Origin of the sequence: Chryseobacterium sp. KLBC 52 (assembly GCF_003347605.1) — a bacterium.
In the GTDB taxonomy this organism is placed as follows: Bacteria; Bacteroidota; Bacteroidia; order Flavobacteriales; family Weeksellaceae; genus Chryseobacterium.
The window spans coordinates 112554-126553 of sequence record NZ_QDFZ01000004.1 but is presented as its reverse complement, the minus strand read 5'-3'; the positions used below and the strand labels follow the sequence as shown (position 1 = coordinate 126553).

Genomic DNA, 14000 nt, shown 5'->3' with positions numbered 1-14000 from the left:
TGTTGATAGGTAACTATTAGATAGTTTGTTCCTGTAATTGAGGTCCCGAAGCTACTAATTTCTTACCTTCTTCAGTATCACAATACTGCTCAAAGTTCTTGATGTATCTTGAAGCAAGATCTTTTGCTTTTTCTTCCCATTCTGAAGCATTCTCATACGTATGTCTAGGATCTAAAATACCTGTAGAAACGTTTGGCAATTCAGTAGGAATCTCAAGATTCATAATTGGAACCTGAGTTTTAGGAGCATTGTCAATAGAACCGTCAATGATGGCATCAATGATTGCTCTGGTATCTTTAAGAGAAATTCTCTTTCCAGTACCATTCCAACCTGTGTTCACCAAATATGCTTTAGCTCCGTGCTCCTGCATTTTTCCGATCAATGTTTTAGAATACATTGTTGGGTGTAATGTAAGGAATGCTTCTCCAAATGCAGGTGAGAAAGATGGTTGTGGTTCTGTAATTCCTCTTTCAGTTCCGGCTAATTTTGAGGTATAACCGCAAAGGAAGTGGTACTGAGCCTGATCTTCATTCAGGATAGAAACCGGAGGAAGTACTCCGAATGCATCCGCTGAAAGATAAACAATCTTCTTGGCATGACCTGCTTTAGAAGGCAATACAATTTTGTTGATATGATAGATTGGATAAGAAACTCTTGTATTTTCTGTGATAGATCCATCCGTATAATCTGCTACTCCATTGTTAATAACAACGTTTTCAAGAAGTGCATCTCTTTTGATCGCTCTGAAAATATCCGGTTCTTTTTCTTCTGATAAGTCAATTACTTTAGCGTAGCATCCTCCTTCATAGTTGAATACTCCGTTATGATCCCATCCGTGCTCATCGTCACCGATAAGGTATCTTTTAGGATCTGCCGATAAAGTAGTTTTACCTGTTCCTGAAAGACCAAAGAATAAAGCAACATCCCCTTTTTCTCCTACGTTGGCAGAACAGTGCATAGAAGCCATCCCTTTTAATGGAAGGTAATAGTTCATCATCGCAAACATTCCTTTCTTCATCTCACCTCCGTACCAGGTACCTCCGATGATCTGTAGTTTTTCAGTAAGGTTGAACATGATAAAGTTTTCAGAGTGTAACCCCTGAGCTTCCCAGTTCGGGTTGGTAGTTTTTGATCCGTTGATTACTGTGAAATCCGGCTCACCAAAGTTTTCCAGTTCATAGTGAGAAGGACGGATAAACATGTTCGTCACAAAATGTGCCTGCCATGCAACTTCAACAATAAATCTTACTTTAAGTCTTGTATCTGCATTTGTACCACAGAATGCATCTACTACATAAATCTTCTTAGCTTCAGAAAGCTGGTTCATCACTAGTTCTTTACAAGAACCGAAAATTTCTGCTGTTGTAGGTAAGTTTACTTTACCATCCCAGAAAATTGTATCTCTTGTAACATCATCCTGAACAATATATCTGTCTTTAGGTGAACGACCTGTGAAAATTCCTGTTTTTACTGATACTGCGCCTGATTCTGTAAGCTCAGCTTTCTCAAACCCCTGATTTTCAGGAGAAACTTCAGCCTGATATAATTCTTCGTAAGAAGGATTATACACTACTTCATAGTTTCCTTTAATCCGTAATTTCTCTAAATCCTGGATGATTTTAGTGTTTTTCATTTTACTTATATTTTCTATTTCTTTATTGCTTTCAACAAAAATAATATTAATTATTTGTTAAAGGTGGTTTAAATATACTGATATAAGTCAGAATGACAAATAAAAAAACAGGATTGCAAATGTCTGATTACAAGCTAATTATATTTTCCCATTCCAAAACAGTGGGAAAACCTTTCTCCCAAAAATAGTTCTTATAGTCCCCAAATTTGGCACTCATTACAAAATCTCCACCCCATGCACCTAAACTTTTAACAAATGAAGGGCAATCTGGGAATAATCTTTCCTTAACTGTGAGAATTTCAAGAAAATCGGCTATTTTATGCTCATGAATCATCATTAATTCGGAAAAATTTTCCAATTCATTGCATAATAATATTTTTTTTGTGAGATCTGAAAATTCATTAACCAATTCCGGAGACTTCTTTTTGGACTTGTAAAAATTGATTCCTTCTCTACTATCCTGCTTCTGGTTTAAATGAATAAAAATCAGTTCATTTTTAAAAGAAGGATTAAAATCTACTTTCTCATATTTTATCTCAGGTTTACTTTGAAAAAGTATGGCAGATTTTTCTTTTGCCACAGCGATATCGTATCCGCTGCCACCCAAACTGATTGTATTAAGGTAAAAAGGATCTATTCCGGCCCATTCTGCAAGATTGTTCATCAGGGTAGAACTGCTTCCGAGCCCATAGTCTGCTGGAAACTGAAGATTGGTTTTTAAATGATAAGTAAGGTTGGTTTTGAATTTACTATTAGAAAGCTGCTGAACATTTAGTAATGTTTTGGTAATAAATTCAGCGCTTGATGGAATATTGGTTTCTAAGATCTGCCAGGTTTTATAATCAATGACAGCCTTCAACCATAGGGTATTCTGATGATAGGCCTCCCAAAGAATAAGAGATTTTCCATCTTCTTTTTCTTCAAAGAAAAACTCTTGTCCCAGCCTGGTAGGTACCGCTAAGACAAGAGCTCCATCTATTGCGAAATATTCTGAAGTAAGCATAAGCTTTCCCGGTGAAAATATCGCGTTCATATTTTTTGTTTAGATTGCAGAAGTAGCTTCTACTGATCCGTCAATTTTCTTGATCAATCCCTGAAGGGTTTTTCCTGGTCCTACTTCTACGAAATTAGAAGCACCATCTTTAATCATATTCTGAACAGACTGTGTCCATTTTACAGGACCGGTAAGCTGAGCGATCAGGTTTTGTTTGATCTCATCAGGATTGGTTACCGCTGTTGTCGTGATATTCTGGTATACAGGAATAGTTGCTTTTCTGAATTTTGTTTTTTCAATAGCTGCGGCCAGTCTTTCCTGTGCAGGCTGCATTAAAGGTGAGTGGAAAGCTCCGTTTACGGGTAATAATAATGCTCTCTTCGCTCCTGCTTCTTTCAGTTTTGCGCAAGCTTCTTCTACTGCAGGAGTTTCTCCTGAGATAACCAATTGCCCCGGGCAGTTATAATTTGCAGGAACAACAATTCCGCTGATCTGTGCACAGATTTCTTCAACCTTAGCATCGTCTAATCCTAAGATAGCTGCCATAGAACTTGGATTGGCATCACAAGCTTCCTGCATCGCTTTTGCTCTTTCAGAAACTAATTTCAAACCGTCATCAAAGGATAAAACTCCATTGGCAACTAAAGCTGAAAACTCTCCTAAAGAGTGTCCTGCTACCATTTCAGCACCAAGACCATTTACGGCTTTTAATGCTGCTACTGAATGTATAAATATTGAAGGCTGGGTAACCTCTGTTTTCTTAAGATCCGCATCCGTACCGTTAAACATAATGGAAAGAATGTCGAAACCTAAAATTTCATTGGCAGATTCCATCAGATCTTTAATATCTTTTCTAGAATCATACAATTCTTTTCCCATTCCTACGAACTGAGAACCCTGCCCTGGAAATACAAGTGCTTTCATGTATTGAATTAAATATTATGCAAATATAACTATAATGTTAACAATATTCTTTTAAATAGCTATAAATCATTTAAGGTACTAACCTGATTACTCTGTAACCGGTATTTACATAAGCACCGTTAGCTTTGGATTTTACAAACTCAAATTTGGTAGCAAGCTGAGTCTGAACTTTATTCATTTGTTTAAAGATTTCTCCTTTTTTATTTTCTCTGGTTAACATGTCATTTACCACATCAAAACCTACGATCGCGTATTTAGGTGGAGTTTTGCAGTATTTAGTTTTATAAGCTGCCAGAATTTCTTTCTCAAAGCTACCGTCGGTGTTAATCTTTCTATCCATCAGATATACAAGACTTGCCTGGCTCAGCTCATCCACTTTCTTTTCAAAAACAGGAGAATAGAACATACTAAAGGCTTTTATTCCCTGAACTTCTTTGGACATCGCAATCATTCTGTTGGCAAAAGCATCTCCTGCAGCGTTATCGTCATTCGCTAAAATAGCAATAACCGGTGCAGACTGCCCTGTCATCATATTCTGATCCGGCTGAATATCTGCCGGGGAATTAACAATTATAATATTAGGGTTTTTCACCGCTTTTTCAAGGCCGGCTTTGATATAATTGGCATCTTCTTTTTTAGCATCTGCCACTATATATATTTTCTGATCTGAATAAATTCCTTTTACTTCTTCTACAATCTTATCAGCATATGTCTGATTGTTTGTTTCTACGATAATAAGGTTACTGTAGTTATAGAGTTCCGGAGAGTTGGCAAATGGTGCTACAACCGGAATTTTCTGATTTTTGGTAAAATCAAGAACATCAATGACATTGGACTTAAAGAAAGGTCCGATAATAAGATCTGTATTATCAGGATTGATCTGCGTTAAAGAGTTTTTGAACGAAGCTTCATTTCCTGAATCTACAACTTTGATATCCAGCTTTTGTCCTCCTCTTGCATTTCTTTCAATCGCCAGTTTAGCTCCTGTCAAAAAGTCGAGTGCCATTCCTCTGTATTGGGTTTCGTTGGTACTGTACCCAAAAGGAAGCATTAAGATCACACTTAGAGCATCACCGTTTTTCTTCACGTATGCTGCATCCTGCTTTTTGATTTTTAGAACCATCCCGGTTTTCAAACCGTGTGAGAGATCCGGATTCAGTGCTATAAGTTCATCAATAGAAACACCGAATTTATTAACAATAGAGAATACTGTATCTCCCTGCTGAACGGTGTAGGTTACATAATCATCACCTACTGCAACATTGGAGGCAGCTGTTGATTTTTCGTTCCCGGAATCCATTTTTGCTTTTGGATTGGTAGTTTCTGCAACGGCATCAGTATTGGCAGTTGTATTTGTTCTTTTTATTTTAATGGTATCCCCAGGTTTCAGTCCTTTTTCTTCCAATCCCGGATTTAAAGCATAAAGGTCCTGCTGGCTGATGCCAAACTGTTTTGTAATTCTGTAATAATTATCTTTCGCCTGAATCACATAAGACTCTCCTTCTACAGCAGGGGTAACCGTTGTAGGGTTCATCGTAGTTGTGTTTTTTTCTACAGCGGGTTCGGTATGTTTTTCTGCCGTCACAGCCTGTTGCTCACCACCATATTTTTTAATGCTGGCAAGAGGTAAGGTAATTTCGTCTCCGATTTTCATGTGAGAATCCAGTTCTGGATTCAGCTTTCTTAAATCAGTTTCAGAAATTCTGTATTGTTTTGTAATGCCATAGATCGTTTGTTTTGGCAGTAAAACAATTTTACCCAAAGAAGAAGCACTTGTTGTTGAAGTTGCTTTTTCTACCGGAACTGCTTTTGTTACAACCGGAGTGGCAGCTTTATCTGATTTTATAGTTAAAACATCACCGATCGCCAGTTTGCCATCTTTATGTTTTGGGTTTAGCTTCAGCAATTCATCTACAGTCATTCCATACTTTTTGGCAATATTGTAAGGATTATCACCTTGCACAACCGTATGTGATTTCTGGGCTGAAACTCCCAAAACCATACATAAACTGGATAGAATAAAAAACCTCTTTATCATATTCGATAATTATAATTTACAAAAATACTTCTTTAAAATTAAATGGCAACAATTATTAATTTTGAATCTTGAACCACCATTTCTTCCAAACAATTTTCAAGCCACGAATAGCCATAATCTGAAAAGAATACACTAAAGTTATAGACTCTCTCCTGCCATGTTTTTGCGGGATGAACATCTAAAAACAGATTTTCAAGCCGTTCCAGCAATTCATTTTGTTTTATTTTTTCAGCATGAAGCAGACGTTTTTTCATTCTTTTAAATGATTTTAATTGTCGTACTTCTTCCGCCTTCACCATGTTCCCGAAAGATTTCTCAGTGGTTTCTGCTGAAGCTCTCAATGCAGAAAAATTGTTGATCAATAATTCTTCTTTCTCATCCAATAATTGTAAAATTGGGCTATCTTTCAAAATCTTCTGATTGGTAAGTACGGTGAAGTTCTGAAAAAAATCTTCAATTTTAAGATCAAGTTTCTCAATTTTTCCCAATGTTTTTTCTTTCAGAAAAAGCATAGAGTTTCTGGGAATCAGAATTGGGAACGGGATATTAATTTTTGAGAAATAATCTTTCAATTCCAGCCAGTACATGATTTCAGCATTGCCACCGATATAGGCTAAATTAGGAAGTACATTTTCCTGATATACCGGGCGCATCAATGCATTTGGACTGAATTTCTCAGGGTGGTTTTCCAATTCTGCAAGAATTTCTTCTTCTGTAAACTGGATAGGCTTATCTACAATACTATACTTCTGTCCGTTAAATTCTATTCTGTCTCTCGTTTCAGAAAGGTAGAAAAGATTTATTTCACGTGGGTTTACCTGAACTTTTCCATATTTTTCTGTAAGAAACTTTACTTTATCTTCAGAAGTTTTCTGTAAGCTGCAATGAAGAAGTTCATCTTTAAAAATCTCCTTCATCAGGTTTTTAAGTTCTTTAGAATCTCCATCCAGAATCAAAAGTCCGAATTCTGAGAAAAGACGGTTGACAAGAATCTTAATAGCTTGCGTTAAAGTGTTTCCAGCTTTATAAGCTTCCTTCATCATTAAGATCAGCTCTGTACCGAAAATAGAATCTTTGAATTCTTTTTCAAATTCCGAAATAAAATAGGTGTCACTGATTTCAATTCTCCCTACAGGACCTCCGGATTTTTCGTTGGTTTCGTAATAGTTATTTTCGGTTTTAAAATGATTGATCTCCGCAAAGTCATGATCCTCTGAAGCCATCCAATACACCGGAACAAAATTAAAATCCGGAAAGTTTTCCTTCAGATAGGTACATGTCTTTATGGTCTGAAGAATTTTATACACAAAGAAAACAGGCCCTGAAAACAGGTTCAACTGATGTCCTGTTGTTATCGTAAATGTGTTAGGCAGTTTAAGATTCTCAAGATTTTCTCTCTGCTTTGAAGAAAGAGAAAAGTTTTCTGATTGTCCTTCAAACACATCAGCTAAAATGCTTCTTTTTTCAGAGGTGAAAGAATCTTTCTTCAGATGAATCTGCTGTCTGAAATGTTCTAAGGAAAATGTATTATTTTCAAAACCCTCAATTTTCTGATTTAAAAAATCTTTTACCAGCTGAGGAATACTTTCTATATCGTTAAATGATATTTTATTAATTGTTTTCAACCTGTATCGTTTTTAGTTGAACAAATACCACACGATTCCGATATTCAATCTGAAATCATACACCGGATAATGTGGAAATGCATATGCTTTATTATTGGAAATAACAGTTCCTATCTGCTGTCCTTCTATGAAAAAGAACATTTTTTTCACTTTCATATTAATATAAATATCGGCAATAGGCTGTCCTCCAATTGAAAATGAATCTGCTCTTGGAAGGATATATTCATTAAGAACAGGGAAATAGTCTCTTGATGCAAACTTAGAGAAATAGTATACTTTAACACCTGCCTGAATTTCTGCTGCTTTTTTGAAAGCCTGGGTCTGATAGAAGAAATTGGCTCTCCCGATGAAACCTGGCATTGGAAGCAGATCTTTGTTCGTTAAGGTATTCTGGAAATGCACTCTTGTATTCAGATGGAATTTGTTGAAGCTGAATGTAGCATCACCTCCAATCTGAGAAATATTCACTGAATTGTCACTTTGTTTCGGGCTTCCATTGCTGTCAAAGTATGTATAGTTATCGATTCTGAAATAATTGGCGAAAATTTCAGTTTTAAACCATTTCAGATTAATGCTTCCTCCCACTTCCATTACAGACTGGTTTTTTGCATTTTCAAGATAATAATTGAAGTTATTATAAACAGAAGTATTCAATAGATAATTGAATGAAGGATATGCACTTTGGAAGTTTACCTTTGCATTCACGAAATAATCTTTGATAGGCTCAAACTTCAGATTATTGGTTGTCTTCAGATAACTTTTAAACTGACTTCCGTTTGAAAACTCAAGGAATGAATTCAATTGAATTTTATCCCAAAGTTTTACCTGCAGGTTTCCTACAGCTCCGATTCTGTTTTCTTTCAGCTCACCCGGAAAAGGTACATTGTTGAGTGCAACAACATCTCTTATTCCGAATTTGATTATCTGATAACGTACCCCGGCATCCAGTTTGAATTTTTCATTATTAAAAATCAAGCTTACGGTATTACTGAAATTCTCGGAGTATTTTTTGGTTGTCAGTGGAAAGCCATTTACCAATTCAGCAGGATCATCATACCAATAAGGCTCCAAAGCAGTTTGGTTATAGTAATATTTGTTTCCCTGATGAGAAAGAATATGTCTTATACTAAAAGGAAATTTCTCAGAATTAAAGGGCGTAAACTGATGACTCAGATAGTATCTTCTGTAAGAAAACTGAGAGCTTGAAGATGCGAGATTTACCTGCGCATTTTGTCTGTTGCTATAATTGCTGTCTCCACTTTGAAACAGATTATCTTCGGTAATCCCTCCACTTTCCTGATTATTTACATTCTGATGAAGATAATGGGCAAAAAGTTCATAATTCCCACTTTTGGAAACATAGTGTCCCGAAAATAAAGTATTGTTATTCGCTGACAAGGAATTTCTGTAAAGTCCCTGCGAACGAAGCCCCATATATTCTAAAGCAAAATTGAATCTTTTTCCGATATTCTGAGTATAGGTAGACTTTAAAGCAGCCCCGTTTCGCATAGCATTATGATAAATAAATGATGCAGTAGGTGTTTTTACATCATAGTATTTCACATCATTGGCTCCAATAATCATGTAAGATTTATTGGATGGCAATAGGGAAAGATTTTCCTCCGCATTGACTTCGAATACAAGGGGATTAAATCCTGATCCAATATTGGCAGGCTGTATTCTTCCGAAATTGTCTTTATTATTTTGCTGTGAAAAGATATAGGTTTTATCAAAAGTCATTACCGTATCAAAAACTTTCTTTTCAGAAAACTGGGTCTGATACTGGTAATCATTAATAGTAGGTTTGAAAATTTTCAGGGAATCTTTTTTCCCGGAATCTATCACAAGAGTGTCTTCTTTTTGGGATTGAGGTTTAGTCTCTGCTTTATTCACGACCTGAGCCTTGGCTGCAAAACCTAAAGAGAAGAGTATGAAAAGGATGTACTTCATTATTCATTATTGTACAGCAAAAATAAGAAATAAAAGGACATAAAAAACCCCTGCTTTGAGCAGGGGTTCTGTATAATATGATTATTGTATGATTAATAACCAGGGTTTTGTTGTGCATTTGGATTTGCAGAAATCTCAGATAATGGCACTGGTAGTGTATATCTGTAATCACCGTTCTCCAGATTAGAAGTTAATACAATATCATCTGTATTGTTTCTATCCATTTTTGTACCAGCTTTAACCGCCAGACGCTTAAGGTCAATATAACGATGCCCTTCAAGAGCAAGCTCTATACGTCTTTCTTTTAAGACATCAGCCCATGCAGCTTGTGCACTAGCATAAGTCGGAGCAGTAGTTGTACCTCTAAAGTTTCTTGCGTCTCTTACAGTTTTGATATAATTAGCAGCAGTTGAAAGCTGACCATCATTAACTGCACATTCAGCTAATATAAAGTACATTTCTGAAAGTCTGAAAAGCTTAATATCATTTCTAGTGTTCGTTCCTGCTTTACCCGGATATTTATCAACTACTAAACGATCGGTAGATCTAGTCTGACCTAAGTTATTAGGATATAAAGCTGCATAGTTCGGATTAGGAGAAGTAGTAGGATCCCTATTAGTAAGGAATCGTATATCTCCTTTAGCACCAACATTTGCTCCTGTTACATCTCCGTAGCCTTCTAGGAATAAGTTATATAAGTTACGACCCCAGAACCACATTGGTGCACCTGAAAGGGAAGAACTATTCGTATTCCAAACAGCACCAATAGGCAACCCATTTCCACCTAATGCAATACGTCCTAGAGAAAGGATAGACTCTCCTCTATTCTGATCAACCCACATTTGACGATAAGGATTGAACGATGTACCTACATTAGTTGATAATTGTCCGTAAAATGCATTTCTCCATGCATTCCCGTTATTTGCCACAGCTTGATTAAGTGGGTTACCATTTGCATCGGTAATTGTAATAGTAGCAGGAAATTCCTGACCATCAACCACATAATCTCTCGGTTGCGCTGTAGGGTTTGCTGAGTGGTAAGAGCTAGTTACAGGATTAGGTCCAAATGTAAAAGGAGTAGCTTTAGCTAATGGAAAACCACCAGTGGCAGCTGCGTCTACTACCGCTTGTGCGTAAGTTTTAGCTTTTGCATAATCTCCTTTATACAAGAAATATCTAGCAGAAATTGCATTAACAGCACTTTTACCAATAAAATATTGATTAGTTCCTTCAGCTGTCAGAACACTTCTTGCTGCTGTTAAATCTTCTTCAATAAATGCATAAATATCTGAATTTTTTGATCTTGGTAATTTTGTATTTAATTCAGGTACGTCTTTAATCAAGATCACCCCTAATGCATTAGGATCTGTCATATTCGTAGAAAATAGCGACTCTAATTGCAGATAAGCATACGCTCTCATCGCTCTTGCCTGAGCTACAATTTGCTTTAATCTCGTAGCGTCTGCTGTACTAACAGGTGTAATTCCAGCAGAACCTCTAATCAAACGGTTAACGTGGTTGATTACAGCATAGTTATTTTGCCAAATTTCTGCAACTCTTGGCTCCTGTGAAGTTAAGAAGTAACGGTGTAACTGAAATTCTTGCCCACCACTAGACGCTCCTGGTTTCACTTCATCTGAAAGCACTGCAGAAACATGAATTGGATATTGAGGCTCTAATGTCCCATATACGTTCCCCATCATATAATTGTATAGGGCATCAGTAGTTTTAAACGGAGCACCATTGTCCTCTACAGTTCCTGGTTGCAAATTCGTCTCAATTGCATCATTACAGCTCTGTAATGTCCCTAAAGAAACTAAAACAGAACCAATTATAGATATATTTAAAATTAATTTTTTCATTTCAACTTATTATTAAAATTGCACATTAAGTCCTACTGAAATCGTTTTTGGATTTGGATAAACACCTAATGAATATGCAAACATTGGTTCAGGATCATACCCTTTCCACTTTGTAAATGTTGCTAAATTTTCACCTTGAACAAATACTTTAATTCCTGTAATAGGAAGATTTTTCAATAAATCTTTATTAAAGTTATATCCAAAAGTTATATTCTTCAGACGAATAAAGTCAGTTTTGAAAAGGAATCTATCTGAAGAACCTTCCAATCCTGTATTATTTGCAGTCATAGACGGAATATTTGTATTTGGATTATCAGGAGTCCAAGAGTTTAAGATATCCCCAGCAAAGTTTGCTCCGGTACCTAATGAACTAGGATCCATTAACCAAGAATAAACGTTGTCATACATCCATCCTCCAGCTTGGTAGCTAAACAATACATCAGCAAACCATCCTTTGTAATTAGCATTTACACCAAATCCTCCAGTAAATTTAGGAACATAAGATTTCCCTGTCAATACTTTATCATCTGGAGAAGGAGATTCTGTCACTTGTCCATCTTTTCCAATAAATTGCTGCTCTCCAGTAGCCGGGTTAACACCTACATAATGATACAGATTCCATTGTCCGATAGGACCTCCTGCAGCATTTACATTATCATCGGAAAGATCGGCTCCGTCGAATGATAAAATCTTGTTCTTATTGTAAGCACCGTTTGCAAATATAGAAACACTGTAGTCCTGATTTTTCAGAATATTGAATCTTAAAGAAGCTTCAATACCTTTATTTTCAAGTTCTCCATTATTACCATTGATTGTATATTGTCCTGTAACAGCAGATAATGTGATCGAATTAAATAATCTTTCTGTCTTTTTTCTATAAACATCAACAGTACCTTCTACAAAATTTCTAAACAAACCAAAATCTACTCCAATATTGGCCTGGCTTACTTTTTCCCATTTAACATTTGGGTTACCTATCACAGCATTGTATCCTACAGAATTCATATATCCTGTATTACTAGCTATTAAGTCAGTATAAATGTTTGTACCTACAAATAAAGGGTTACCATTATTCGCTGGTTGTATTAAGTTCTGGTTACCAGTAGTACCGTAAGATCCTCTAAGCTTTAACATATTTACAGCAGTAGACCCCTCAAGGAAGCTTTCTTTCTCAATATTCCAACGTCCTCCTACTGACCAGAATGTTTCCCATCTGTTTTCTTTAGGGAATCTATAAGATCCATCTCTTCTTACTGTTGCACTTACCCCATATTTACCAGCATAATCATATTCTAATGTTCCGATTACAGCCAATGTTCCTGCATTAATTTTACCTGCAGATACTTGTGGTACATATAAAGATGGAGTTGCCGGATTAAATGGAATATATCCAGTTCCTGCACCAAATGCCCAGTTAAATGGATCTAAACCATTCTGAGTATTACTCTTAAATAGATAATGAGCTTTCAGATAATCTAAATAAGCAGCAACTGTTAGTGAATGTTCACCAAATTTTTTATCAAAAGTAATATTAGATACAGAGTTAAATGTCAAATCTTTTGTATTTGTCATCTGTTCAAAACCTCCGTATTGAGCTCCTGACGCTCTGGCTGCAAGGGAAAGATATCCTGTAGGGTTACGTGCAAAAGTACGGTCACTTTCTCTGAAATCCATACCTGTTCTGTTTCCTACAGATAACCAATCTGTAATTTTATAGTTTACATTCGCATTGGCTAGTATTGAAGTTTCAGTGAATAAATTCACAATTCCTCCTCTTACAATATCAGCAAGAACCCAACCCGGGTAATTTGTTCCTGCTCCACCGATCTGGTTAAACATATCCTGCCCATTAATGAATGGGTATGGCTCTAAATAACCTGGTGTTCTTAAAGAACCGAACAATGGGTTTTGAATAATATTTGCAGAAATATTATCGTTTGTTTCCTGATCTAGCTGATGACGTTTAGAATATCCTACAGCCATTTGCATTCCGAAAGTCAGCTTTCCATTATCTGATTTACCAGTTAAGTTATTTCTTAAAGTAAATCTTTGGAAGTCTGTAGATCTGAATGTTCCATCAGTATTTAAGTATCCTAAGGATGTATAATTATTAATATTTTTCCCTCCGGCAGTAATCCCTAAAGTATGTTGTTGTAACATAGCTGTCTGAAAGAATTGCTTATTCCAATCTGTATCAGTTTTCCAAGCATTAATTTCATCTTGAGTCATATCTCCACCATCTCCAACTCCATATTGGTGTTCCAGATTCAATAAATCTTTTGCACCTAACATATTGTATTTAGTTTTAGGTAATACAGAGAATGAAGTAAGCATGTCGTATGTTACTCTTAATCCACTATTGTATTTAGCATTTTTAGTATTGATAACAACAACACCATTCGCCCCTCTGTTACCATAGATTGCAGTAGCTTGTGCATCCTTCAGAATACTGATATTATCAATATCCTCTGGATTCAAGTTTCTAAATTGGGATGCAGAAGTAATTAATCCATCAATAACGTAAAGAGGATCTGTCGATGCATTGATGGAAGACAGACCACGCACCATAACATTAATCTTTCCAGAACCTGGTGATCCAGAAGTTGAATTAATACTGATACCAGGAGCATTTCCTTGAAGAGAATTAATAAACGAAACATTCGGACGATTCTCAAGAGCCTTAGAGTCAATTGTCACTGATGCAGCAGTAGACTTAGCCTTGGTACTTTTTTTGCTATACCCTAAAACAACTACCTCCTCAATTTGTTTGGTATTTTTAGTCGTGTCGGTTTGAGCAAATACAGCTTGTCCTGAAAAAAACAAGACACCAGCCGTTAATACACTTAGTTTAACATTCATATTAACAAATTTTAATATATTTAATGAGCAAATATGTTAATAAATATTAACATCCACAAATTAAACTAACGTTTAAACGCTTGTTTTTTTTAATGTTTCATCTAAAATTTGCGTA

Annotated in this window: 8 protein-coding genes; all 8 read right to left on the bottom strand. The window is 36.0% G+C overall.

Translation table 11 applies throughout. From position 1 onward, the window contains the following. Nucleotides 1–16: 16 nt before the first annotated feature. Nucleotides 17–1633: a phosphoenolpyruvate carboxykinase (ATP) gene (pckA, locus tag DDF69_RS05435; RefSeq protein WP_114819887.1), complete on the bottom strand. Its 1617-nt coding sequence runs from the start codon at nt 1631–1633 to the stop codon at nt 17–19. A 127-nt stretch (nt 1634–1760) separates the two neighbouring features. After that, nucleotides 1761–2666 carry a GYDIA family GHMP kinase gene (locus tag DDF69_RS05430; RefSeq protein ID WP_114819886.1) on the bottom strand — a complete coding sequence of 302 codons (906 nt, stop codon included), beginning with the start codon at nt 2664–2666 and terminating at the stop codon, nt 1761–1763. 9 nt (nt 2667–2675) lie between these two features. Next, entirely contained in the window at nt 2676–3551 is an 876-nt protein-coding gene (fabD, locus tag DDF69_RS05425; protein ID WP_079240177.1) for an ACP S-malonyltransferase, read from the bottom strand. 70 nt (nt 3552–3621) lie between these two features. Next, on the bottom strand, nt 3622–5589 hold the full coding sequence (locus DDF69_RS05420; protein WP_228411928.1) for a LysM peptidoglycan-binding domain-containing protein: 1968 nt from the start codon (nt 5587–5589) through the stop codon (nt 3622–3624). Between the two features lie 38 nt (nt 5590–5627). Beyond that, the gene (gene bshC / locus DDF69_RS05415) at nt 5628–7214 is read right to left on the bottom strand and encodes a bacillithiol biosynthesis cysteine-adding enzyme BshC (RefSeq protein WP_114819884.1); all 1587 of its coding nucleotides are present in this window, start codon (nt 7212–7214) and stop codon (nt 5628–5630) included. Between the two features lie 12 nt (nt 7215–7226). Then, complete coding sequence (locus tag DDF69_RS05410) at nt 7227–9164, bottom strand: putative porin (protein ID WP_114819883.1); 1938 nt, start codon at nt 9162–9164, stop codon at nt 7227–7229. Between the two features lie 92 nt (nt 9165–9256). Next, entirely contained in the window at nt 9257–11026 is a 1770-nt protein-coding gene (locus DDF69_RS05405) for a RagB/SusD family nutrient uptake outer membrane protein (protein ID WP_114819882.1), read from the bottom strand. Between the two features lie 12 nt (nt 11027–11038). Further along, entirely contained in the window at nt 11039–13885 is a 2847-nt protein-coding gene (locus tag DDF69_RS05400) for a SusC/RagA family TonB-linked outer membrane protein (RefSeq protein WP_114819881.1), read from the bottom strand. Between the last annotated feature and the right edge of the window lie 115 nt (nt 13886–14000).